At 71.9% G+C, this 26,154-nt stretch carries 6 protein-coding genes and 2 pseudogenes; 2 read left to right on the top strand and 6 right to left on the bottom strand.

Features of this window, described 5'->3' with window-relative positions; genetic code table 11:
* Positions 1-386: 386 nt before the first annotated feature.
* Positions 387-638, top strand: coding sequence for a hypothetical protein (locus tag ABD481_RS28405; protein WP_344668845.1), 252 nt, complete (start codon positions 387-389; stop codon positions 636-638).
* 101 nt (positions 639-739) lie between these two features.
* Here the strand turns inward: ABD481_RS28405 and ABD481_RS28400 are convergent, their stop codons facing one another.
* Positions 740-1,609, bottom strand: a complete 870-nt coding sequence (locus tag ABD481_RS28400) for an ABC transporter permease (protein WP_344668844.1) — start codon at positions 1,607-1,609, stop codon at positions 740-742.
* On the bottom strand, positions 1,609-2,883 hold the full coding sequence (locus ABD481_RS28395) for an ATP-binding cassette domain-containing protein (protein ID WP_344668843.1): 1,275 nt from the start codon (positions 2,881-2,883) through the stop codon (positions 1,609-1,611). The genes ABD481_RS28400 and ABD481_RS28395 overlap by 1 nt, the downstream gene beginning before the upstream one ends.
* Positions 2,884-2,944: 61 nt before the next feature.
* Here ABD481_RS28395 and ABD481_RS28390 point away from each other — a divergent pair, with 61 nt between their 5' ends.
* Positions 2,945-3,736 carry a TetR/AcrR family transcriptional regulator C-terminal domain-containing protein gene (locus tag ABD481_RS28390; RefSeq protein ID WP_344668842.1) on the top strand — a complete coding sequence of 264 codons (792 nt, stop codon included), beginning with the start codon at positions 2,945-2,947 and terminating at the stop codon, positions 3,734-3,736.
* A gap of 128 nt (positions 3,737-3,864) precedes the next feature.
* Here the strand turns inward: ABD481_RS28390 and ABD481_RS28385 are convergent, their stop codons facing one another.
* The 4 genes and pseudogenes from ABD481_RS28385 to ABD481_RS28370 form a co-directional block, all read right to left on the bottom strand.
* A complete protein-coding gene (locus ABD481_RS28385) occupies positions 3,865-4,152 on the bottom strand; it encodes a hypothetical protein (RefSeq protein WP_344668841.1) in 288 nt (95 codons plus the stop codon).
* Between the two features lie 33 nt (positions 4,153-4,185).
* Entirely contained in the window at positions 4,186-5,910 is a 1,725-nt protein-coding gene (locus ABD481_RS28380; protein ID WP_344668840.1) for a class I SAM-dependent methyltransferase, read from the bottom strand.
* 54 nt (positions 5,911-5,964) lie between these two features.
* Positions 5,965-16,623: pseudogene (locus tag ABD481_RS28375) on the bottom strand (SDR family NAD(P)-dependent oxidoreductase); the annotation flags it as partial.
* Between the two features lie 30 nt (positions 16,624-16,653).
* Positions 16,654-25,983: pseudogene (locus ABD481_RS28370) on the bottom strand (SDR family NAD(P)-dependent oxidoreductase); the annotation flags it as partial.
* Positions 25,984-26,154: the final 171 nt, after the last annotated feature.

The raw sequence follows: 26,154 nt of genomic DNA, 5'->3' as shown, positions 1-26,154 counted from the left end.
CCGGCGGCGGCGAGGCCGACGCCGCCGAGCACCGCGCCGGTGGCCGGCTCGCGGACTTCCAGCGTGCCGGCGCGCGCCGGGCGCCAGCCGTCGCTGTAGACCAGACCCCGGGTGGCTTCGAGGTCGATCAGAGTGGACATGGGCTCCTCCTGGCGTCGGGCGCCGGCACGGACGAACGTGCCACCGTCACGCTATTGAGCCCGTCGACCTGCGGGTAACCCCTACCGACCCCGAAGCCGGCCGGGGTCCACCCGGATTCCGGCCCCGGACACCCGGGCTTCGGCCGCCGCCGGTTGACACGACGTACGCTGTACATCTAACTTGTAGATGTACGCCGTACGGCTATTTCGTACGCCATACGCCTACGCATACGCCTAGGAGGCGGCATGAGGAAGAAGAAGTCCGAGGACGCGACGCCCGGCGGCGCCCTCCACAATCTGACGCACAAGATCCCGGGGGTCCCCGAGCACGACGAGTCGCGCGGCGCGGGCCACCAGGGCACCTCGTTCCAGAGCCGGCGCGGGTCCGCGAACGACAAGCTCAACAACAAGGGCGGCCACGGTCTGCACGGCGAGCGCGAGCGCCACGTGATGACCGGCGTCCAGGACCGGATCGCGCGCTTTTTCGGGAAGGATTGACGGCTCCCCACCGTCGATCTTGGATCGGCGCGGCACCCCGGCCGCGCCGATCCCTCTTGTATTGGTTCTCGGTGTCGCGGTGCCGCGGGACCTCAAGGCCCTCACGTCTTCGTGCGGGCCTTGAACAGCATCCCGGCGATGGCGACGCAGACCGCGGACAGGCCGGTGAACCACAGCAGCGTGGCCGGGATGTGGTTACCGCTCGGCTGGTCGAGCAGCAACGCCCGGACGGCGTCGATGGCCTGCGTCATCGGCTGGTTCTCGGCGACCACCCGCAGCCAGCCGGGCATGGTCCCGGTCGGCACGAACGCGCTGGAGAAGAAGATGGGCAGGATCAGCACCATGCCGTACTGCTGCACCGCCTCGGCGCTGCTGCCGAGCAGGCCGATGCAGGCGGCCATCCAGGACAGCGCGAAGGTGACCAGGAAGGTCAGTGCCAGCGCGCCGAGCCAGCCGGCCGGCCCAGCCTCCGGCCGGAACCCGACGGCCAGGCCCACGGCCACCATCACCGCCATGCCCAGCGCGGCCCGGGCCAGGTCGGCGAGCACATGGCCGGCCAGCACCGCGGAGTTGGCGATGGGCAGCGCACGGAAGCGGTCCATGGCACCGGAGAGCATGTCGACCGCGACCGCGGTACTCGTGGCGGTGGCGGACAGAGCGGCGGTCTCGATGAGGATCCCGGCCATCAGGAAATTGATGTAGCTCTCTTTGCTCCCGGTGCTGATCGCGCCACCGAACAGATAGCGGAACATGATCACGAGGATCACCGGCTGCAGGCTCACCGACACCAACTGGTCGGGGTCCCGGCGGATGTGCAGCAGGCTGCGCTTGGTGAGCTGGACGATGTCGCTGAGCGCCCACACCAGGGCGGGCCGGGACACCGGGGTGAGATCGAGGTCGGAGGCCGCGGGGCTGGTCGAGGGGAGCCTGCGGGTCCCGGGCAGTTCCGGCGGCGTGGAGACGATCGACATCAGCGGGCTCCTGAGTCCTGGTCCGGGATGGCGGGGTGCGAACGATCGGGGCGCGAACGGTCAGGGTTCGCTTGATCAGGGTTCGCTCGATCAGAGTTCGAATAATCAGGGTTCGAACGATCAGGGCTCGGAGGTGTCGGATGCGAAGCAGCGGACTGCGCGACGCCAGGCGCGGAAGTCCCAGCTTCGGCATCGGCGCCGGGGTCAGCACCCTCATCAGCCCCGGAGGCACCGCCGAGCCCGGCCCCCGAATCAGCCCCGGAAGCACCGGCCACACCAGAAACACCGGCCGCACCGACAGCGCCAGGAGCCGTCCCGTGCCCGATGAGCTGAAGGAACGCGTCGTCCAGCGTCGGCCGCCGGATGTCGTAGCTCTCCACGGCGATGTCCGCGTCGAGGATCGCGGCGAGCAGGCCGTTCAGGTCGCGCATGCCCGCGACGCCGGCGTCGGCGACGCGGAACACGACCGTGTGCGTCGCCTCCTCGACGGCGCTCACCCGGTCCGGGAACAGCCGGCGGAGCCGTTCGGCGGCCTCCGCCCCGGCGGCGACCACCGCCAGCCCGGTGGCCCCGACCCGGTCCTTGAGGCGCTGCGCGGTGCTGTCGGCGACCACCCGGCCCTGGTCGATCACCGCGACCCGGTCGGCCAGGCGGTCGGCCTCGTCCAGGTACTGCGTGGTGAGCAGCACGGTGGTGCCGGCCTGCACCAGGTCGCGGACCACGTCCCACAGGCCGTTGCGGCTGACCGGGTCCAGGCCGGTGGTCGGCTCGTCCAGGAACAGCACCGGCGGCGCCATGATCAGGCTGGCGGCCAGGTCCAGCTTGCGCCGCATGCCGCCGGAGTAGGTCTGGGCGGCGCGGTCGGCGGCCGCGGTCAGGTCGAAGCCTTCGACGAGCTGCGCGGCGCGCGCCTTGGCGGTGCGCGCGCTGAGCCGGTGCAGCCGCCCCAGCATCGTCAGGTTCTGCGTCGCGGTCAGTTTCTCGTCGATCGAGGCCGACTGGCCGGCCAGGCCGATCAGCGCCCGGACGGCGCGCGGCTCGCGGGCCGCGTCGTGGCCGCCGACGAGCGCCCGGCCGCCGGTCGGGGGGACCAGGGTGGACAGCATCCGCACCGTGGTCGTCTTGCCGGCGCCGTTCGGCCCGAGCAGCGCGAGCACCTGGCCGCGGTCGACCTCCAGGTCCACCCCGGCGACCGCCACCACCTTGCCGAAGGACTTGGTCAGTCCTTCGGTCTTGATCATCGGCACGTTCTCCCCCTCGGTCGCGACGTTCATGACTTACAGCGTACAGCGTCAACGTATGCCGTACGTTTAACCTTAGGTATACAGTGTACGTATGTCAAACGGACCTGATGACGGCTTGATCTGGGCCCGTCCGGAGCCCGGAACGCGCAAGCCCAGGTTCAGCCGCCAGAAGATCGCCGAGGCGGCGCTGCGGATCGCCGACGAGGAAGGCTTCGAGGCCGTCTCGATGCGCCGCGTCGCCGCCGAGCTCGGCGCGGCGCCGATGACGCTGTACAACTACGTCCGCACCAAGAACGACCTGCTGGCCCTGATGCACGACGCGATCCTGGGCGAGGTCCTCGTCCCGGAGGAGCAGCTGCCCGGCACCTGGCGCGAGGCGGTCACCGCGATCGCCTGCCGGGTCCGCGCCGTCCTGGTGCGCCACCCCTGGGCGGTCAGCGCCCTGCAGGAGGCCCAGCCCGGCCCGAACGCGATGCGCCGCTTCGAGCAGTTCCTGGCCGCGACCTCCGACAGCGGGCTGAGCACCGGGCAGAAGTTCGACCTGCTGTCCGTGCTCAACGCCTACGTCTTCGGCAACGCGCTGATCACCGTCGAGTCGCGCAAGCGCGCCGACTACCCGATCGACGACCCGGCCCTGGTCGAGCAGGTCTCGGCCTTCGCCCGCGCGCAGATGGAGACCGGCGAGTTCCCGCACACCGCCAAACTGATGGCGGGCTTCGCCGACGGCACCGACGACTCCACCGGCCCGCCGATGGACGAAGTCGGCGTCGACCAGCAGTTCCAGCGCGGACTCGCGGCGATGCTCGACGGGCTGACAGAGCAGTTCGCCGCGGACCGCGCCGGCCGGGCCAAGCCCGCCGAGGGACGGCCAGCGGCGGGATAGTCCGCGCAGGGACGGCCCGCGCCGGGATAGTCCGCGCAGGGATGGTCCGCGGAGGGATGGTCCGCGGAGGGATGGTCCGCGGAGGGATGGTCCGGAGCGGCTCGACGGTCGTCGGGCCGCCACCGCGGCTAGTGGAGCCACAGCCACATCGAGGCCTCGAAGTAGCGAAGCACCCGGGCGTCCGGGCCTTCGGCAGGAGGTGAGCCCTCTTCGGTCGGCGGCTGTTCGCCGTGCGCCGGATCGGGCCGGGTCGGATCGGGCCGGGCCAGATCGATCCGCAGTTGATCGACCAACGCATCGAAGGCGGCCAAAAACCGGTCGACCTGGGCCGCTTCGGGCTGCATCGCGCGGCTCTGCGACGCCGCCGCCACACCACCGCTGCGCCGCTCCGGGAGCGGTGCCGTCTCGGATCCCATCGGATGTCCGCGTCGTCCGCGAGTCCGCCGCCGCTACGCGACCGGCTCCGGTTCCGACTGCGACTCCGACTTCAGATCCGACTTCAGATCCGACTTCAGGTCCGACTTCAGGTCCGACTCCGACTCCGGTTCCGGCTCCGGCAGCGGCGCGTCCGTCCGCAGCGCCCGCAGGATCATGAAATTGCCGCCGGGCAGGTAGATGTCCTGCACAGTCATCCCGGACGCGCCGAGCCACCGGCCGATCTCCTCGGGCCCGAACAGCTTGCGGACCACCGTCTCGCCCATCCGGCCCTGGAAGTAGCGGGCCACGAAGTCCGGGTCCGGGACCAGGTCCATCAGCGTGAACGACCCGCCCGGCCGCAGGACTCGGCCGATCTCGTGCAGCGCCCCGGTCTTGTCCTCGAAGTAGTGCAGCATGTTCCAGCAGTTGACGGCGCCCACGGTGCCGTCGGCAAACGGCATGTTGGCGGCGTCAGCCCTGGCCCCGGCCGCACCCGGGACCCGGCGTGCCAGGCGGCCGAGCATCGAGGCCGAGGCGTCGACGGCGATCAGGCGCTCGGCGCCGTACTTGTCGGCGAGGGTCTTGGTGGTGATACCGGCGCCGGGACCCAGGTCGACGATCGGACCGTCGGCCGGACGCATGAACTCGATCACCCAGCGGTTCTCATCAGCGAAAGTGACTTCGCCGGCCCAGTTGCCGCCGATCAGCCGCATGAACGCCGGACGCAGCCACTTCTCGTGGAACCGCGCCATCAGCGGATCCTCGGGGTCGTCCTTGGTCCGCAGGATGTCGGCGAAACCGCCCTTGACCGGATAGCGCTCGTCGCACTTCGCGCAGCGCAGCATGGTCTTCTTGGCCCCGAGCGGGCTGTGGCAGGCCACGCAGCGCAGCACCCCGAGGTGGCGGGCCAGCGCCACCGAGCCGTTGTCGGCCTTGGCCGGCGCCAGGTCCACGACGTCGTTCTCGACGACGTACTCGGGGGTGTCGACGACCTCCCCGTGCTCGACGGCCCACAGCGCCTTGGCGCCGCTGTAACCGAGCAGCGTGTTGGTCTCCCCGGCCCACAACGCCGGCAGGTGCTCGCCGAGATCGGCCCACTGCACCCAGCCGCCGACCGCGCGCAGTTCCTCGTCGGTGACCGTCCACGCCGACGGGGACGGGAAGCTGCGGCCGAGCTTCAGGACACTGATCTCGTCGTCGGGGTCGACGTCGGTCAGGCAGCGTCGCAGGCGGCTGAGGTCGTCCTCGAAGACGGCCGAGCCGGCCGGTACGGCGGCCAGGATCGGCTCACGACGACCCGGCAGGTGCGCGAGCAGGTAGAACAGGGCCAGCGTCAGCGGCTCGTCGGCGGCGGCGGAGGCCAGCAGACGCAGGAGGCCGTCGACGCCGTCGAGCGTGGCGCTGGCGAGCGGGTCGGTGTCGGCCTCCTTCCCGTCCCCAGGCCCGGCCTCCAGGAGCATGCCCAGCAGGACGGCATGGTGGCCATGGAAGCCACGGCGCGCCGTGGCATCGGTGCCACCGGTGCCATCCGTACCGCCGGTGCCATCCGTACCCTCCTTGCTGTCCGTGCCGTCCGGCAGCTCCGCGGTCAGCTCCCGCACCAGGGCCAGCCCCACGGGCTCGGCCTCGGCGGTGCGGGAGCCGTCCTGCCAGACGGTCGCCACGAGCTTGCGGAACGCCTCGCGGCGCGCGTCGCCCGTGCCTGTTCGATGGAAGTCGTCCAGTGCGGTGGAACCGGTGCTCGTCGAGGTCGTCATGCGGCGGACGCTAACAGGAATACGAGCCCTGCTCCGGGGGCCGATAGGGGCTGTTCACAGGCCCGATGGGCGGATAGGGGGTACCTCGCCGAGCCACTCCTGAACAGCCTCGGCGGTGTCCTCGGCGTACTCCTCCAACATGGTGAAGTGGTCGCCCGGAACGTCCCGGGTGTCGTGCGCGAACGTCATCGAGGCCCGCCAGTCTAGCCCGTCGGGCCGGACCATCTGGGTCGAGAACGGCGTCGTCGCCCGCACCAGCAGCGTCGGCGCGGTGATCGGCTCCGGACGCCAGTGCTCGATCAGCCCCTCGTAGCAGCCCATCGCCGTCACCCGGACGTCGCTGAGCATCGTCGAACGCTTCTCCCGCTCCATCATGGCGCGCGCCCCGTGGAACAGGTTCTCCCGTTCCTGCGCCTCGCCGAAATAGGTGTCGATCAGCACGGCCGCGAGCGGGGCCCGGCCGCGTTCCTCCAGGTGACGGGCCAGCGAGTAGGCCAGCCAGCCGGAGGCCGAGCGGCCGACGAGGACGAACGGGGCCTCGCCCGCGGTGCGCAGCACCGTGTCGGCGTGCAGGCGGACCAGGGCGTCGAAGCTCTCCGGCAGGCGCTCGCCGTCCAGGAACCCCGGCTGCCGGACCAGCAGCACGCGGCGCCGGCCGCGCAGACCGGCGGCGAAGCGAGTGTATTCGTGCGGACCGGAGGCGGGGCTGAAGGAGGGGAAGCAGAAGACGACGGCTTCGGCGTTGTCGGAAGCCGCTGCCTCGTCATCGGCGGCGACAGCGTCCGCTTCCGGGCCTTCGGCCAGGACCAGCGGCTCGGGAACCCGGTCGATATCCTCCGGGCCGGAGAACTTCGGCGCGAGCCGCGCGACGGCGCGGGCGAAGCCCCAAGCCTCGTCGTATTTATCTGCTTCGCAGGCCTCGATGTACATACGAGCAATGGGGTTGGCGGCCTCGTCCGAGGTATCGGCGGCGATGGACGGCCTCGCGGCCGCCCCGACCGCTCCGGATCCCGCCTCCGCGATCGACGGCCCCAGCAAGGTACTGAGATGGCCGACCAGGATCTGCGGGTCCGGATGGTCGAACACCAGCGTCGCCGGAAGCCGCAGTCCGGTAGCGGCGCTGAGCGCGTTGCGCGCTTCGACAGCCGTCAGCGAGTCGAATCCGAGCTCTGTGAAGGTCCGATCGGCCGGCACCTCCTCGGCCGAGCCGTGGCCGAGGACGCGGGCGATCAGCTCGCGGACCAGGGTCAGCAGGACCTCGGGCAGTTCGTCGGCGCCGAGCCCGGCCAGGCGTTCGGTCCAGGTCGGCGCGGGCGCCACGCCGGCGCCCGATCCGCGCCCGGACGCGGGCACCAGCGCGCGCAGGACCGCCGGGATCGACGCGGGGTCGACGCCCCGGAGGCGCGCGGTCCGCAGGCGCGTCGGAATCAGCACGCTGTGGTTCTCGGCCAGCGCGAGGTCGAACAGCCGCAGCGCCTCGTCGGTGGCCAACGCCTCCCCGACCCGGGCCATGCGCCGCTGGTCGGCGTCCCCGAGCCGGCCGCCCATGCCGCCCGCCTCGGCCCAGGCGCCCCAGGCCAGGTCGTTCACCAGCAGGCCGGCCGCGTGGCGGACGGCGGCGAGGGCGTCCAGGAAAGCGTTGGCAGCCGCGTAGTTCGCCATGCCGGGGCTGCCGAGCGTTCCGGCAGCGCTGGAGAAGAGAACCAGCCTGGCCGCAGGCGCAAGCTCCGCGGTGAGTTCGTGCAGGTACCAGGCCGCGTCCGCCTTGGCCGCCAAGACCTGGTCGAGTCGGTCGGCGGTGAGTCCCTCGACGGTGGCGTCGGCCGTCGTCCCGGCCAGGTGGACGACTGCGGCCGGCTCTCGGCCATCGGCCTTGAGCTGCTTGAGGACCTGGGAGAGTTCCGCACACTGGGAGACGTCACAGGCGACCAACCGGACGCGAGCGCCGGCCGTCGCCGCTTCGCGCATGAGAGCACCGGCGCCAGGGGCCGACATGCCGGAGCGGGACAGCAGCAGCAGGTCGCGGGCTCCGGAATCGACGAGGTGACGCACCAGGGCGGTGCCCAGGCCGCCAGTGGCGCCGGTGACGACGACGGTGCCCTCGGACCAGTCGACCGGAGTGGCGGCGTCGGGGCCGACACCAGGGTCTGCACCAGAGCCGACGGCAGCGCGAACCAGGCGCGGGACCAGGAGACTACCGGAACGGACCGCAAGCTGCGGCTCGTCGCCCCGCGCGGCGGCCGCCCACACCGATGGCTCGACGTCGCCTTCCTCAGCACCCTGCGGCAGATCGACCAGCACGAAGCGACCGGGATGCTCCGACTGGACCGAGCGGATCAGACCCCAGACAGCGGCACCGGCGAGGTCGGTGACAGGTTCGGCGGCCTCGGTCGATACAGCACCCCGAGTAAGGACTATGAGGCGCGCGTCGTCCTCGATGTCGTCACGGCGGAGCCAGTCCTGGACGGCGTGCAAGGCTTCAGCCGTCGCGGAGTGGACGACGCCGGGCAGGTCGTCGGCCTCCTCCCCGCTCTTGGCTCCGGCGTGGAACACCGCCGGGGTCAGCCCCTGCAACTCGCCGGCCGACGGCGCAATCACCTGCTGCCATTCGAGGCTGAACAGGGTGTCGCGAATCAGGGCTGCGTCAGCACCGGCACCTCGATCGACCGACACCGGACGCAGCACGAGTGCGCCGACAGCGGCCACCGGCTGACCGTTCTCGTCCGCCGCGTGGACCGAGACCCCGCTCTGTGCCGAAGTTCCGCTCTGTGCCGAAGCCCCGACCCGGACCCGCAGGCGCGTAACGCCGGAGGCCCACAGATCGACATCGGTCCAACTGAACGGCATCACCGAGGAGCCCTCCGGGATCGGCCCGGCACCGGTGTCCAGCCCTTCCGCCCCTTCCAGGCCGAGGACCTGCACAGCCGCGTCGAGCAGCACCGGATGCAGCCCGAAGCGCCGGTCCGGACCGGCCGGGTCGGTGAGCCAGACCTCTGCGAAGATCTCGTCCCCGCGCCGCCAGGCCCGCCGCAGCGCGTGGAACGCCGATCCGTATTCGACCCCGGATTCGGCGAGACGTTCGTACATACCGTCGACGGCCAGCGGTTCGGCGTTGCGCGGCGGCCAGTCCGCCGCCGCGTCGAGATCGGCGAACGCGGTCCGGTCGGCCGGTTCGGGGCCGACGGCCAGGATGCCGCTGGCATGGCGGGTCCACTCGCCGGGCGCGTCCGGATCGTCAGGACGGGTGTGAACGGCCAGGTCGCGGCCACCGTCAGCACCGGGCGCCGTGACGACCACCTGGAGCTGGAGCCCGCCGGCGGCGGGGACGACGACCGGGGCGTGCAGCGTCAGCTCGCGCAATGTGTCGCAGCCTGCTTCGACACCCGCACGCAGAGCGAGTTCGACCAGCGCGGTCCCGGCGAGCAGCACGGTGCCGGACACCGCGTGGTCCGCGAGCCACGGCTGCGCGGCGATCGACAGCCGCCCGGTCAGCACCCATCCCCCGTCGGCCAGCGGCACCGCCGCGCCAAGCAGCGGATGCCCGGTCGCCGCGAGCCCGGCCGCGCCGAAGTCGCCAACCGGGGAGGCGGCGCCGTCGAGCCAATAGCGGGTGTGGTCGAACGCGTATGCGGGGACTGTCACCGCCGACTCGGCGGCCACGCCGCCCGAGAGGAGAACCGGCCAATCGATCGGAACACCGGCGGTGAACAGCCGTCCGACGGAGGCCAGCAGCGCAGTCGCATCCGCAGTATCACGGCGCAACGTGCCGGTCACGGCGGCGGATTCTTCGAGCACGTCGAAAAGATGCTCGATACCGGAAGTCAGCACGGGATGCCCGGAGGCCTCCACAAACAGCCGATGGCCCTCACGGATCAACTGCTCAACGGCCGGGGAGAACCCGACCTGCTGCCGCAGATTCCGGTACCAATACTCAGCATCGGCCTCAGTGCCGATCATCCACTGCCCGGTGACGGTCGACAACCACCGGCGCCCAGGCGTCAACTCGCGAGGAGTCAGCCCGGCAAGTTCACGACGAAGCACGTCCTCGATCTGGGCGACCATCGGCGAATGCGACGCGTAGTCGACATCGACAACCCGAACCCGCACACCCCGCACCTCAGTCTCAGCCGCAAACGCCAGCACTGCCTCCCGCTCACCAGCAACCGTCACCGCGCGTGGGCCGTTAACCGCCGCGATGGATACTCCGCTTATCAGCCAACTCTCCACGTCAGCTGCCGACGCCGCCACCGACGCCATCGCACCCGAACCTGCGAGATGCTCACGAATCACCCGCGAACGCACCGCCACCACCCGCGCGCCATCCGCAACACTCAGCGCACCCGCCACCACCGCCGCCGCGATCTCACCCTGCGAATGGCCCACCACCACCGAGGGCGCCACCCCCAACGACTCCCACACCCGAGCCAAACCAACCATCACCGCCCACAACACCGGCTGCACCACATCCACCCGCCCCAACCACGCCTCATCCGAACCGGAAAGCACCTCCACCAAATCAAAATCAACCCACTGCCTCAAAGCCTCCCCACACTCCGCAATCGCCTCCGCGAACACACCACCAGCCAAAAGCCCAGCGCCAACCCCCACCCGCTGCCACCCCTGCCCCGGAAACACCAACACCGAGTCGCCCGACACCATCGGCACCGTGACCCCATAAGTCCCCGGCTCGCCGACCGCCACCGACCGCAGCCCGGCCACCAGAGCAGCACGGTCCTCACCAAGCACCACTGCTCGATGCGCGAACCGCGAGCGCGCAGCAAGTACGAGTCCTGTCTCGACCAGGCCCTCATCGCTGTCCGCAGCCCACTGCGCCAGGCGCGAAGCCTGCGCCCGCAGCGCCCCCTCCGACTTCGCCGACAACGCCCAAGCCACCCCACCCGAAGGCACCGGCAGCGTCTCGACGAGCGGTTCCGCATCCCCTTCCTCGATGATCACATGAGCATTCGTCCCGCTGATCCCGAACGAGGACACCCCGGCGCGCCGAGGCCGCTCATTGTCGCGCGGCCACTCCCGGGCCCGCGTCAACAGCTCCACCGCGCCGACCGTCCAGTCCACCTGCGGCGACGGCTCGTCGACGTGCAACGTCGCCGGCATCGTCTCGTGCCGCATCGCCAGGACGGTCTTGATGACGCCCGCGACCCCCGCGGCGCACTGGGTGTGGCCGATGTTCGACTTCACCGATCCCAGCCACAGCGGCCCGTCGGCACGCTCGCGGCCGTAGGTCGCCAGCAGCGCCTGCGCCTCGATCGGGTCGCCGAGCTTCGTCCCGGTCCCGTGGCCCTCGACCAGGTCCACGTCCCCGACTTCGAGCCCTGCGTTGGCCAGCGCCTGAAGGATCACCCGCTCCTGCGACGGCCCGTTCGGCGCGGTCAAGCCGTTCGAAGCGCCGTCCTGGTTGATCGCCGACCCCTTCACCGTCGCCCACACCCGGTGCCCGAGGCGCCGGGCGTCGGAGAGCCGCTCCAGCACCAGGACGCCGACGCCCTCGCCCCAGCCGGTGCCGTCGGCGGCGCCCGCGTAGGACTTGCAACGGCCGTCCCCGGCCAGGCCGTTCTGGCGCGCGAACTCCAGGAACGGGGTCGGCGTGGCCATCACCGTGACCCCGCCGGCCAGCGCCATCGTGCACTCGCCGTTGTGCAGGGCCTGGCTGGCCAGGTGCAGCGCCACCAGCGAGGAGGAGCACGCGGTGTCGACAGTGACCGCCGGACCGGTCAGCCCGAGGACATAGGAGATCCGCCCGGACAGGACGCTGCCGGCAATGCCGGTCGCGGTGTAGCCGGCCACGGCTTCCGGGTCGTTGCCCGCGAGCACCGCGTAGTCCGGGGTGCTGGCGCCGATGAAGACACCGGACTGCACGCCGCGCAGGGCGTGCGGGTCGATACCCGCGTGCTCGATCGCCTCCCAGGAGGTCTCCAACAGCAGCCGCTGCTGCGGGTCCATGGCCAGCGCCTCGCGCGGCGAGATGCCGAAGAAGTCGGCGTCGAAGTCCGCCATTCCGGCGAGGAATCCGCCCTCGATGAGCGGCGCGGGCGCGTCGGTGGCCTCGGCGGCGGACGCGATCAGCGCCTCCAGGTCGCCCCACCCGCGGTCCTTCGGGAACGACGTCATACCGTCGCCGCGACCGGCGATCAGCTCCCAGAAATCCTCGGCCGAGGCGACGCCGCCGGGATACCGGCAGGCCAGCCCGACGATGGCGATCGGCTCGTCGGCCACCGCCCCCGCCTGCACCACGACCTGCGAGCCGCCGCCGATGCCGAGCCGCTCCCGCAGGAAGCCGGACAGCGCCGTCGGGCTCGGGTGGTCGAACACGAGGGTGGCGGGCAGCGTCAGGCCGGTCGTCCTCGCCAGCGCGTTGCGGAGCTCGACAGCCGTCAGCGAGTCGAACCCGAGTTCGGTGAACGCGGCGTCGGCCGCGATCGCGTCGGGCGAGGCGTGGCCGAGGACTTCGGCGGCGCGGGCGCGGACCAGGTCCAGCAGCATGCGGGACTGCTCGGTCTCCGAGCGGCCCCGCAGTTCCGCGACCAGGCCGCTGTCGGCGCCGGAGACGGACGTCGCAGAGCCCGAATTCGTGGCCGACTCCGGCCGCAACGCCGCGGCGACTTCGGGCACGGACTCCAGCAGCGGCGCGGGGCGGGCCAGGGTGAACGCGGGAGCGAACACGCTCCAGTCGACATCGGCCACCACGGTCGTGACATGACTTGCCGTGACGGCCTGGTCCAGGGCCGCCAACGCCCGGTCGGGATCGAGCGGGGCGAGGCCGCGGCGGGCGAGGTATTCGCCCGCGTCGCCGTCGGCCATCCCGCCGCCGCCCCACGGGCCCCACGCCACGGCGGTGCCGGTCAGGCCGCGTTCGCGCCGGGCGGTGACCAGGCCGTCGAGGTAGGCGTTCGCGGCCGAGTACGCACCCTGACCCCCGCTCCCCCACACGCCGGAGATCGAGGAGAAGACGACGAAGGCGTCGAGCTCGCGGTCGGCGAGTTCGCGGTCCAGCCAGCGCGCTCCGCAGACCTTCGCCCGCATCATCTCGGACCATTCGCGCTGCTGGTCGGCCGGCGAGGCGTCGGCGATCAGCGGAGACGCGGCGGCGGCGCCGGCGATGTGGAAGACGGCGGCGAGATCCGGGCCGCAGGCGGTGAGCAGGTCGCGGACAGCGGCCTCGTCAGCGAGATCGCAGGGGACGAACACGGGTTCGGCGCCGTGGGCCTCGATCGCGGCGGCGAGTTCGGCGGCGCCCGGTGCCTGATCGCCGCGTCGGGAGGCCAGGACCACGCGCGCCGCGCCGCGTTCGGCGGCCCAGCGGGCCACGCGGCCGCCGAGCGCGCCGCTGGCGCCGGTGACGAGAACGGTGCCGTGGGTGGTCCACGCGGAGGCCTCGTCGGTGTTCGCGGCAGTGGGCGTCGGCGTACGGTCGTCATGCAGCAGGCGCGCGGCCCACACCCCGTCGGCACGGAGCGCGACCTGGTCTTGGCTGCCATCGGCGAGGACGGCGATCAGGTCAGCGCTATTGCGAGCGTCGAATGTCGACGGCACATCGACCAGGCCGCCCCAAAGCGGCGAGAGATCGAGCGCCGCGACCCGGCCCAGGCCCCACACCTGCCAGGCCAGGGGATCAGTGGCCGCACCGCCGGGCGCCGCTGAGCCACCGCGCGTCAGAGTCCAGATACGCGGGCCGGCCGTAGCCGCTCGGGCGCGGAGCAGACGCAGCGTGTCAGCGACGCCGACGGAGACACCGGGCTCGACGTCGGCCGACGCTCCGCCAAGGGCCAGCAGCGAGACAACGGCGCCGAAGCCGGACCACCGATCGGCGCTCCAGTCCTCGCAGTCGGCCAGATCGGCGATGTGCACTTCGACGCCGCCCGCCGACAGTGCGTCGCGGATCTCGGCGACCGTCTCGGCCGGGACTCGCGGCGAGGACGTCACCAGCAGCCACGGCGAGTCGGTCGGAGGCGGAGTCGAGGCCGTCGACGCGAGCCGATCCCACACCGTTCGGTAGCGCCAGTGGGCGTCGCCGCCGACCCCGAACATGTCGGCCGGGAAGTCGAGCCAGTAGCGGCTGTGTTCGAAGGCGTAGGTGGGGACGCTGAGCTGACCCGGCTCAAGGCCGCCGCCGAGGACGGCCGGCCAGTCGATGTCGATCCCGGCGGCGTACAGGGCGGCGGCGGAGCTGGTCAGAGCGCTCGACTCGTCGACGTCCTTCCGCAGGGTCGGGACGACGACCGCCGCGCTCACGACGGCGGAGATCATCGAGGTCAGCACTCCGTCGGGGCTGATGTCGACGAAGGTTGCAGCACCCTGATCGGCGAGGAACGTCACCGCGTCGGCAAACCGCACGGTTTCCCGGACCTGACGCACCCAATAGGTCGGGTCGGTGACGTCGTCCGCGAGTTCGGTGCCGGTCAGGGTCGAGACCAGCTTCAGGCGCGGGAGCGTGGCCGGGACCGAGGCGACGATCTTTTCGAACTCGACCAGCGCCGAGTCCATGTGATGACTGTGGAAAGCATGCGAGACCGTCAGGCGACGGACCCTGTGACCAGAGTCCTTATACCGCTCGACCAGTGCTTCGACAGAGCTGGCGTCGCCGGAGACAACCACCGACGTGGGGCCGTTCACAGCGGCGATGTACACCCCATCGGGCAAACTCGCCAGCACCTCGGCCTCGGTCGCTTCCAGAGCAGCCATCGCACCGCCCGCGCGTGCCTGCCCCATCAACCGACCACGCGCCGCAACGATCTTGCAGGCACCCTCCAGATCCCAGACACCCGCGATGTGCGCCGCGCTCAGCTCACCGATCGAATGACCGCCGAGCCAGGAAGCGCTCAACCCCCACGCTTCCAGCTGCCGATACGCCGCCACCTGCACCGCGAACAACGCAGGCTGAGTCACCTCAGTCCGATTGATCGCCTCACCATCAGAGAGCAGCTCGATCGACAAACCCAGCCGCTCACACACCTCATCGAACACCTCAGTGAACACCGGCAACACACCCCGCAACCCAAGACCCATCCCGATGCGCTGCGACCCCTGCCCCGAAAACAAGACCGCCACCGAACTACCAGCAAGGGTTTTCGAGTCTGAGAGACCACCACCATCTGCCACTTCCATGAGCTGTGTCACAAGGGTCTGGCGACGTTGGCCAACCACCGCAGCCCGAACCCCGAACCGCGACCGCCCCGCCAAAGCCAACCCAGTCTCGACCAACCCCTCATCACCCTCGGCAGCCCATTCGGCCAGCCGCCCCGCCTGCGCCCGCAACGCCGCCTCCGACTTCGCCGACAGCGCCCACACCACCCCACCCGAAGGCACCGGCAACACCTCAACAACCGGCTCCGGATCCCCCTCCTCCACAATCACATGCGCATTCGTCCCACTGATCCCGAACGAAGACACCCCAGCCCGCCGCGGCCGCTCAGCATCCCGCGGCCACTCCCGAGCCTCCGTCAGCAACTCGATCTCGCCCGCCGTCCAGTCGACCTGCGGCGAGGGCCGGTCCACGTGCAGCGTCGGCGGCATCGTCTCGTGCCGCATCGCCAGCACCGTTTTGATGACCCCTGCGATACCCGCGGCCGCCTGGGTGTGGCCGATGTTCGACTTGATCGATCCCAGGTGGACCGGACCGTCCGCGCGGCCCTTGCCGTAGGTGGCCAGCAGGGCGCGGGCCTCGATCGGGTCGCCGAGCTTCGTGCCGGTACCGTGGCCCTCGATCAGGTCGACGTCGGACACGCCGAGGCCCGCGTTGGTCAGGGCCCGAAGAATGACGCGCTCCTGGGAGGGGCCGTTGGGGGCGGTGAGGCCGTTGGAGGCGCCGTCCTGGTTGACGGCTGAGCCGCGCAGGACGCCCCACACGTGGTGGCCGAGGCGCCGGGCGTCGGACAGGCGTTCGACCACGAGCACGCCGACGCCCTCGCCCCAGGCGGTGCCGTCGGCGCCGGCCGCGAAGGACTTGCAGCGGCCGTCGGCGGCCAGGCCGTCCTGCTTCGCGAACTCGATGAAGGCGCTGGGCGTGGCCATCACCGTCACACCGCCGACCAGCGCCATCGGGCACTCGCCCGCGCGCAGTGCCTGCGCGGCCCAGTGCAGCGCGACCAGCGAGGACGAGCAGGCGGTGTCGACGGTGGCGGCCGGGCCGGTCAGGCCCAGGACGTAGGAGATGCGGCCGGACAGGACGCTGCCGGACACGCCGGTGGCCGAATACCCTTGCGCCGCCTCGGGATTGGCGCCGGTGAGCGCCACGTAATCGGGCAGGCTGGCGCCGATGAACACACCGGCCGGGGTGCCGCGCAGGGTCTGCGGATCCAGTCCGGCGTGCTCCAGGGCCGCCCAGGAGGACTCCAGCAACAGTCGCTGCTGGGGATCCATCACCAAGGCCTCCCGCGGCGAGATGCCGAAGAAGGCGGCGTCGAATCCGGCCGCGTCGGCGACGAACCCGCCGTGCGGGCGCAGCGAAGCGGGCGCGCTGAATGCCGAGCCCATCACCTCCCAGCCCCGGTCGGTGGGGCTGGGGGTGACGCCGTCGCGGCCGGCGGCGACCAGGTCCCACAGGTCGTCCGGGGACTCGACGCCACCGGGGTAGCGGCAGGACATGCCGACGATCGCGATCGGCTCGGGCAGCTCGGACTCCAGGTCGAGCAGCCGCTGCCGGGTCTCGTGCAGGTCCGCCGTGACCCATTTCAAGTAGTCAAGGAGCTGTTCCTCGGTAGCCATGGTGTCGTCCGGCTCCCTTCTCTACTTGGACCGGCCCAGTTGCCTGTCGATGAAGTCGAAGATCTCGCTGCTGCTCGCCGCCTTGAGCCGGTCGGCGGTGGACTCGGCGTCCGGCCCGGCGTCCGGCCCGGACCCCCGCCGCGCCCCGGCCCCGGTCCCGCCCATCCCGACGAGCGCCGCCTGGAGCCGGTTGATCACCAGCCCGCGCGCGGCGTCGTCGGCGGGCAGCGCGGCCAGGGCGGCCTCCAGCTGCCCGAGCTGGGTGAGCGCCACCTCGGCGGGCGGGGCGTCCTGCGGGAGCAGCTCGCCGCGCAGGAACTCGGCGACGGCGGTGGGGGTCGGATGGTCGAAGACCAGCGTCGGCGGGAGCTGGTGGTCGGTGGCCCGGGTCAGGACGTTGCGAAGCTCGACCGCGGTGAGCGAGTCGAAGCCCAGGTCGCTGAACGCGCTGTCGGGCCCGACCTCCGCCGGGGAGGCGTGGCCGAGCACGAGGGCGGCCTGCGTCCGCACCAGATCCAGCAGCTCGCGCTTCCGCTCCTCGGGTGTGAGGTCCGAGAGCCGGGCTACGAAGGCGCCGGCGCCGGGATCCGGGGCGGCGTCCGGAGACTGCTGTGCCCTGAGCGCGGCGACGGCCTCGGGGACGGCCGCCAGGATCGGCGCCGGGCGAGCGAGCGTGAATGCGGGGGCGAAGACACTCCAGTCGACGTCGGCGACGACGGTGACGGCGGTGGCGGCGGTGGCGGCAGTGGCGGCGGTAACAGCGGAGGCGAGCGCAGAAGCCGGCGGGGCGGCCCCGTCAGCGGCGATCGTGTCGGCGCCGGATGTCAGGGCTGTCATGCCTGTCATGGCGGTGCCCGTGGCGCCGGCGGCCCGCACCACCGCTTGTTCGAGTGCGGTGAGGGCGAGGTCCGGATCCAGGACCCGCAGCCCGCGCCGTGCGAGGTACTCGCCGGTGTCGCCGTCAGCCATCCCGCCGCCGCCCCACGGGCCCCAGGCGACGCTCGTGCCCGCGAGTCCGCGAGCGCGCCGCGAGGTCACCAGACCGTCGAGGAAGGCATTGGCAGCGGCATAAGCACCCTGAGCCCCGCTCCCCCACACCGCCGCGATCGAGGAGAACACGACGAACGCGTCAAGCTCCCGGTCCCCGAGTTCCTGGTGCAGCCACCACGCACCCGCCGCCTTGGCCCCCGCGACCTCGGACCATCGGCCCGCGTCGGTGACCGCGTCCGGCCCGCCGAGTGGTGTCAGGCCCGGGGCCCCGGCGGCGTGGAAGACCGCCGACAGGTCGGGACCGCATTCGGCCAGCAGCGCGCGCACCTGATCCCGGTCCGCCACATCGCAGACCACTGGCACGGCCTCCGTCCCGGCGGCATCGAGCGCCGCGACCAGCTCCGCATAGCCGGGAGCTTCGGCACCGCGACGTGAGGCAAGGACAATCCGGGCCGCGCCGCGCTCAGCGGCCCAGCGCGCGACACGTCCGCCGATCGCGCCGCTGGCGCCGGTGATCAGCACGGTCCCGCGCGCCTTCCACGACTCCGAAGTCTGCGTCTCGGGGAGTCGCACCAGTCGAGCCGCCCAAGCACCGTCGGAACGCAGGGCCACCTGGTCCTGCGTGCCATCGGCCAGGACTTCGACGAGCCGGCCGACCGTCTCGGCGTCCACCTGGGCGGGGAGGTCGACCAGTCCGCCCCACCCGGCCGGCAGGTCCAGCGCCGCGACGCGTCCCAGGCCCCAGAGCTGCCAGGCCCACGGATCGATGTCCGCACCGCCGGGCGCCGCCGCGCCGCCCCGGGTCAGAGCCCAGATACGCGGCGGCTTCGGCAGGGCGGCGCAGGTTCGGATCAGCCGCAGTGTCTCGGCCAGGCCGGACGACACTCCCGGCGCGTCGCCGCCGCCCACGCGTCCCAGGAGCGAGAGCACGCCGTCGAACGCGGCCCAGCGCTCGGCGCTCCAGGCCTCGCAGCTCGCCAGATCGGTCGTCGCCAACTGGGGCAGACGTTCGGACAACACAGAACGCAGATCATCGGGCACCTCCGCCGATGTCACGAGCAGCCAGGATCCGGTCAGCTCGGCCGACGTCGCGCCGGGGAGCTTCTCCCACGTCACCTCGTACCGCGACCGCCCGAGCCGGCCCCGTCCGCGCCATCGTGCGAGCATCGGCACGACGCCGGCCAGCGCGTCGCGCTCGCCGTCGTCGACCGCGCCGAGCTCGGCGGCGACGCCGTCGACGTCGGCACGGCCGACGAGATCCCAGAACTCTGAGTCGACGTCGTCCCCGGCGGCCCCGGAGCCGCGCCGAGGCGGCAGCGCCACCCAGTAGCGCGTCCGGTCGAAGGCGTAGGTGGGCAGGCCGACCCGACCGGGCTGATCGCCGCCGCCGAGGACGGTCGGCCAGTCGAGATCGAGTCCCGCCGCGTGCAGGGCCGCGGCGGACTTCGTCAGCGCGGTCGGCTCGTCGACACCCTTGCGGAGCGTCGGAACGGTGACCGCCTCGCTCACGACGCCGGTGACCATCGAGGTCAGCACGCCGTCGGGACTCACGTCCACGAACACCCCGACGCCCTGGTCCGCCAGGAACCGGACGGCGTCGGCGAAGCGGACGGCTTCGCGCAGCTGCCGGACCCAGTAGGTCGGGTCGGTGACGTCGTCGGCGAGTTCGGTGCCGGTCAGGGTCGAGACCAGTTTCAGGCGTGGGAGCGTGGCCGGGACCGAGGCGACGATCTTTTCGAACTCGACCAGCGCCGAGTCCATGTGGTGGCTGTGGAAAGCATGCGAGACCGTCAGACGCCGAACCCGATGGCCAGAGTCCTTATACTGCTCCACCAGGGCTTCGACCACGTCGGCATCGCCGGAGACGACCACCGAGGTCGGGCCATTCACCGCCGCGATACCGACACCGTCTGGCAGGCTCGCCAACACCTCGGCCTCGGTCGCTTCGAGAGCCGCCATCGCACCGCCAGCGCGTGCCTGTCCCATCAACCGGCCACGCGCCGCGACGATCTTGCAGGCGCCCTCCAGATCCCACACGCCTGCCAGATATGCCGCGCTCAGCTCACCGATCGAATGACCGCCAAGCCACGAGGCGCTCAAGCCCCACGCCTCCAACTGCCGATACGCCGCCACCTGCACAGCGAACAACGCAGGCTGAGTCACCTCAGTCCGATTCAGAACCTCAGCGTCGGACAGCATCTCGATCGACAAGCCCAGCAGCTCGCACGCCCGATCGAACACCTCAGTGAACACCGGCAACACATTCCGCAACCCAAGACCCATCCCAATGCGCTGCGATCCCTGCCCCGAAAACAACACTGCCACCGAACCAGCAACAAGGTTTTGAGAATTCGAGCGACCGCCGCCCCCTGCCACCTCCAAGAGCTGTGCCACCAGGGACTCACGGCTTTGGCCGACCACCGCGGCCCGAACCCCGAACCGTGACCGCCCCGCCAACGCCAAGCCGGTCTCGACCAGCCCTTCATCGTCATCGGCAGCCCACTCGGCCAGCCGCGCCGCCTGTGCCCGCAACGCCCCTTCCGACTTCGCCGAGAGCGCCCACACCACCCCACCCACCGGTACCGGCGCCACCTCGACAACCGGCTCCGGATCCCCCTCCTCCACAATCACATGCGCATTCGTCCCGCTGATCCCGAACGACGACACCGCCGCGAGCCTGGGCCGGCTCTCCTCCCGCCGCCACTCCCGCGCATCCGTCAGCAGCGCGACGGCGCCGCTCTCCCAATCCACCAGCGGTGAGGGCTCGTCGACGTGCAGCGTCGCAGGCATCGCCTCGTGCCGCATCGCCAGCAGTGCCTTGATCACCCCGGCGACCCCGGCGGCGGCCTGCGTATGACCAATGTTCGACTTCACCGACCCCAACCACACCGGCCCCGCCGCCCGATCCCGGCCATACGTCGCCAACAACGCCTGCGCCTCGATCGGGTCGCCCAGCCGTGTGCCGGTGCCATGGCCTTCCAGCAGGTCCACCTCGGCAGCAGTCACACCGGCGTTGGCGAGCGCCTGGAGAATCACGTTCTCCTGCGCCGGGCCGTTGGGCGCGGTCAGGCCGTTCGAAGCGCCGTCCTGGTTCACCGCCGAGCCGCGCAGCAGCCCGAGCACTCGGTGGCCGAGGCGGCGCGCGTCCGAAAGGCGCTCGACCGCCAGCACGCCGACGCCCTCGCTCCACGCGGTCCCGTCAGCAGTACCCGCATACGCCTTGCACCGCGCGTCGGCGGCCAGGCCGCCTTGGCGTGCGAACTCGCCGAACAGCCCCGGCGTCGCCATCACCGTCACGCCGCCGGCGACCGCCATCTCGCATTCGCCGTTGCGCAGCGCCTGCGCCGCCAAGTGCAGCGCGACCAGCGAGGACGAGCACGCCGTGTCGACCGACACCGCCGGACCGGTCAGGCCCAGCGTGTAGGAGACGCGGCCGGACAGCACGCTGGCGACGTTGCCGGTCATCAGGTAGCCCTCGGCGCCCGACGGGTTCGCCGCGAGCAGGGCGACGTACTCGGAGGATCCGGCGCCGAGGAACACCCCGGTCCGGCTGCCGCGCAGGCTGCCCGGCTCGATCCCGGCGCTTTCGAACGCCTCCCACGACGCCTCCAGGACCAGCCGCTGCTGCGGGTCCATGGCGAGCGCCTCGCGCGGGCTGATGCCGAAGAACCCGGCGTCGAACCCTGACACGTCGGCCAGGAAGCCGCCCTCGGGCCGGTAGCCGGCGGCCAGGGCGTCTTCGAGCACGGATTCCCAGCCCCGGTCTCCGGGGAACGGCCCGATGCCGTCGGACCCGTCGGCCAGCAGCCGCCAGAACTCCTCGGGAGTGCTGACCGCGCCGGGGAACCGGCAGGCCATGCCGACGATCGCGATCGGCTCGTCCGCCACCGCCGCGGCCTGCACGATGACGGCGCGCGCCGGGCCGCCGGCGCTCTCGGTGAGGCGGTCCAGCAGGAAGGCCGCGAGTTCGTGCGCGGAGGGGTGGTCGAACAGGACCGTGGTCGGCAGCGGGACGCTGAGGGCGTCGACCAGCCGGTTGCGCATCTCCACGGCGGTGAGCGAGTCGAAGCCCAGTTCGCGGAACGGCTTGTCGGTGCCGACGGCGTCGGTGGTGTCGTGTCGCAGGACGGAGGCGGCCTGGCGACGCACCAGGTCGAGCAGGATTTCGAGCTGCTGTTCGGGCTCGGCCGCGGCGAGGCGGGCGCGGACCGGCACGTCGGCCGGGGCATCGGCCGGTGCCGGCTTCGCGGCGCGTATCAGGGCCCGGAGCAGGTGCGGAACCGGCGTGCCGTCGGCCTGCCGCGCGCGTACTCCCACGAAGTCGACCTGTGCGGACACAATGTCCGCCGACGGCCATTCGGTGCCGTTGACCAGTTCGGTGAGGACGTGGACCGCGTCGTCGGGCAGAGATTCGTCGGTGGCGCGCACCTTCACCAGACGCGGCGCAAGGAGCTTGCCGCCGCGTAGGGCCAGGCGCGGTTCGTCGGCGAGGACGGCAGCAACCGCCTGAGGATCAGGTTCGGCATCGGCTCCGATATCGAGCACTGCGACAGCGTCCGGTCGATCGGCCTTCACCAGGTCCCACACCGCCGACGCGGCCGGATCGCGGACCGGGTCGTCTGCACCGGTCGACACCGCCCCGCGAGTCATGATCACCAGCCGATACGGCTCCGTGGACGCGATCCGCTGTTGAATGGCCTCGTTCGCCTCGGCCGCGGTCGCACAGAAGACCGAACGGATGTCCTCCGCCGCGACCGCCGGGACCGCCGGGACCGCCTGGACCTCGATCCACTCGATCCGATACAGCGCGTCGCCCGCCGAGCCCCGATCCAGCTTCCGCAGGTCGCCGATCGGCATTCGATGCACGGCCAGCGACCCGATCGACAGGGCTCGAACACCGTCGGGAGTGACTGCCGAGACGTGGAAGTTGTCGTCGTCATCGCGGCGAACATACAAGCGAAGGCGCTCGGCGCCGACAGCCGATGCGACGACGTCATCGAACCCTGCGACCAGCGCCACGGTCTCCGCGGCCACGTCGTCCCCGGCCAACGCCACCACCGCGTCGACGACAGCCTGGCCGATCGACGTCGCCCCGACCTCGATCTCCGCAGCCGGCTCGCCGGCCGAGTCAGCCGGCTCGGGTGCCTGGTCGGCGGGAGCCAGAACGCCGATGATGTGCCGCGTCCACTCCTCAGCCTCGGTATCGGAATCGGCGTCGCCGTCGCGCTCGAAGCGGGTGAAGACCGCCAGCTCGCACGTCCCGTCCGAACTCGGAGCGCTGACCGTGACCTGAAGCTGGAGCCCTCCCTCCTCGGGCACCACCAACGGAACCTCCACAGCCAGCCTGCGCACCGCGCCGCAGCCGACCTCGGCCCCTGCGCGCAGCACCAGGTCGAGCAGTGCGCCGGAGGGCACCACCACGACACCGGCAGCCCGCGCCGCCGCCGAGACGCCGAGCCACGGCTGCGCGGCGACCGACAACCGTCCCGTCAGCAGACACCCGCCGCCGGCCATCGCCACCGAGGCGCCGACCAGCGGATGTCCGGTCGCGGCCAGGCCGACCGCGCTGACGTCCCCGGCCGCGTCGGACGGCACGTCCAGCCAGTACCGGGTGCGTTCGAACGCGTATCCGGGCACTGCGACCCGCGCGCTCGCCAGGTCCACGGTGTCCGCGCCACCGGACAGCAGCGGCTGCCACTGGATCCCCACGCCCGCCGAGAACAGCTTCGCCGCCGAGCCCAGCAGCCCGGCCCGGTCCGGGACATCGCGCCGCAGCGTCCCGGACACGACTCCGGTGGGTGCGGCGGCACTGCCGGAAGCACGCATCTCAGCAACCTGTTCAAACACCTGCTCGACCCCGGACGTCAGAACCGGATGCCCGGACGCCTCGACGAACACCCCGTGCCCGGAGCGCACCAGCTCCTCGACCGCCGGCCCGAACCGCACCTGCTCGCGCAGGTTCCGGTACCAGTACTCGGCGTCGGCCTCGTCGCCGCGCAACCAGAGCCCTGAGACCGTCGAGAGCCACCCGCTTCCCCGCACCGGTCCCGGCTTCAACCCGGCGAGTTCGCGCCGCAGCACCGCCTCGATCCGTTCCACCATCGGCGAATGCGACGCGTAGTCCACGTCGAGCACCCGCACCCGGACGCCCCGCGCCTCGACCTCGGCGGCGAAGCCCACCACCGCGTCCCGCTCACCGGCGACCGTGACGGCGCCCGGGCCGTTGATCGTCGCCACCGACACCGCGCCGGTACGTCCGGTGGCCGAGATCCACTTCTCGACGTCGGCCGCCGACGCCGCGATCGACACCATTCCGCCGCTGCCGGCCAGGTGCTCACGGATGACGCGCGACCGCACCGCGACCACGCGCGCGCCGTCGGCCACGGTCAGCGCGCCGGCCACCACCGCAGCCGCGATCTCGCCCTGGGAGTGGCCGAGCACTGCGTCCGGGGTGAATCCGGCGTCCTGCCACACCCGGGCCAGGCCGACCATGACGGCCCACAGCACCGGCTGGACGACGTCGACCCGCTCCAGCCAGGCCTCGTCGGTTCCGGACAGCACGTCGACGAGGTCGAAATCAGCCCACTGGCTCAACGCCTGCCCGCACTCGCCGATCACCTCCGCGAACCGGCCGCCCTCGGCCAGCAGCCCGGCGCCGACGCCCGGCCGCTGCCAGCCCTGGCCGGGGAACACCAGCACGCCGGAGCCGGCCCCGGCGACCGCGCCCACATAAGCATCGGCGCTCGGCTCACCGGCCGCGATCGACCGCAGCCCGGCCACCAGGATCTCGCGATCCGCGCCGACGACCGCTGCCCGATGTCCGAACCGCGACCGGCCGGCGAGCGTCAACGCGGTCTCGACCAGGCCCACGCGCAGACTTTCGGTCATACCGTCAGCCGAGCCCTCAGCCGTGCCCCCACCCTCCGCCCACCGAGCCAGCCGCGCAGCCTGCGCCCGCAACGCCCCGTCGGACTTCGCCGACAGCGCCCACGCCACTCCACCATTCGGCACCGCCACCGGCGGCACCGGCTCCGGCTCGGGATCGCCCTCCTCGACGATCACATGCGCGTTCGTGCCGCTGATCCCGAACGACGACACCCCGGCCCGCCGGGGCCGCTCGGCGTCGCGCGGCCACTCCCGCGCCTCCGTCAGCAGCTCGATCTCCCCGGCCGACCAGTCGACCTGCGGCGTCGGCTCGTCCACGTGCAGCGACCTCGGCATCGTCCCGTGCCGCATCGCCAGCACCGCCTTGATGACGCCCGCGATGCCGGACGCCGCCTGGCTGTGCCCGATGTTCGACTTCACCGATCCCAGCCGCAGCGGCCCGTGGGTGCGGCCCTGGCCGTAGGTGGCCAGCAGCGCCTGGGCCTCGATCGGGTCGCCAAGCCGGGTCCCGGTGCCGTGGCCCTCGACCAGGTCCACGTCGGAGGCGCTGACCCGCGCGTTCGCCAGCGCGTGCCGGATGACGCGTTCCTGCGAGGGCCCGTTCGGCGCGGTCAGGCCGTTGCTCGCGCCGTCCTGGTTCACCGCCGAGCCACGCACCACGCCCCACACCCGGTGTCCGAGGCGCCGGGCGTCGGACAGGCGCTCGACGAGCACCACGCCGACGCCCTCGCTCCAGCCGGTCCCGTCGGCGGCGGCCGCGTAGGGCTTGCAGCGGCCGTTGCCCGCCATGCCGCCCTGGCGGGAGAACTCGGCGAAGGTGCCAGGGGTGGCCAGGACGGTGACGCCGCCGGCCAGAGCCATGGAGCACTCGTCGTTGCGTAGGGCCTGGACCGCCAGGTGCAGCGCCACCAGGGAGGAGGAGCAGGCGGTGTCGACGGTGAGGGCTGGTCCGGTCAGGCCGAGGGCGTAGGCGACGCGTCCGGAGACCACGCTGCCCGCGGTACCGGTGAGCACGTAGCCTTCCAAGCCCGCGGCCGCGGCGTTCCCGACCACGAGCGAGTTGTATTCGTGGCTGCTGGTGCCGGCGAACACCCCGGTCGTCGAACCCTGCAACGTGGTCGGGTCGATGCCGGCCGTCTCGACGGCCTCCCAGCAGGACTCCAGCAACAGCCGCTGCTGCGGGTCCATGGCCAGCGCCTCGCGGGGCGAGATGCCGAAGAAGGCGGCGTCGAATGCCGCGACGTCCCCGGCGAAGCCGCCCTCGGGCCGGTATCCGGGATCGGTGTCGATGATCCAGCCCCGGTCCTCGGGGAACGGCCCGATGCCGTCGGCCCCGGCGTCGAGCAGCCGCCAGAACTCCTCGGGCGAGGTGACGCCGCCCGGGTAGCGGCAGCTGACGCCGATGATCGCCACCGGCTCCCGATCCCGCGACTCGGCCTCGATCAGCCGCTGCCGGGTCTGCTGAAGGTCCGCGGTCACCCGCTTGAGATAGTCCCGCAGCCGGTCCTCGTTGCTCATCTCGGCCCCACCAACCCCTTCTCGCCCCTGCGCCTGCGTACTCGTCCCGCGCACCTGGTTCTCGGGACCGGCCCGGTCCTCAGGACCGGCCCCGTTCGCATGACCGGCCCCGTTCTCGTGACTGGCTCG

Source organism: Catenulispora yoronensis, assembly GCF_039531695.1.
Classification (GTDB): domain Bacteria; phylum Actinomycetota; class Actinomycetes; order Streptomycetales; family Catenulisporaceae; genus Catenulispora; species Catenulispora yoronensis.
The sequence above is the reverse complement of the archived record's forward strand: the minus strand, read 5'-3'. Positions and strand labels throughout refer to the sequence as shown.

Excerpts from the sequence above, each read along its gene's own strand:
- ABD481_RS28405 (WP_344668845.1), top strand. The coding sequence starts at position 387 with ATGAGGAAGAAGAAGTCCGAGGACGCGACGCCCGGCGGCGCCCTCCAC.
- ABD481_RS28400 (WP_344668844.1), bottom strand. The coding sequence starts at position 1,609 with ATGTCGATCGTCTCCACGCCGCCGGAACTGCCCGGGACCCGCAGGCTC.
- ABD481_RS28395 (WP_344668843.1), bottom strand. The coding sequence starts at position 2,883 with ATGAACGTCGCGACCGAGGGGGAGAACGTGCCGATGATCAAGACCGAA.
- ABD481_RS28390 (WP_344668842.1), top strand. The coding sequence starts at position 2,945 with ATGTCAAACGGACCTGATGACGGCTTGATCTGGGCCCGTCCGGAGCCC.
- ABD481_RS28385 (WP_344668841.1), bottom strand. The coding sequence starts at position 4,152 with ATGGGATCCGAGACGGCACCGCTCCCGGAGCGGCGCAGCGGTGGTGTG.
- ABD481_RS28380 (WP_344668840.1), bottom strand. The coding sequence starts at position 5,910 with ATGACGACCTCGACGAGCACCGGTTCCACCGCACTGGACGACTTCCAT.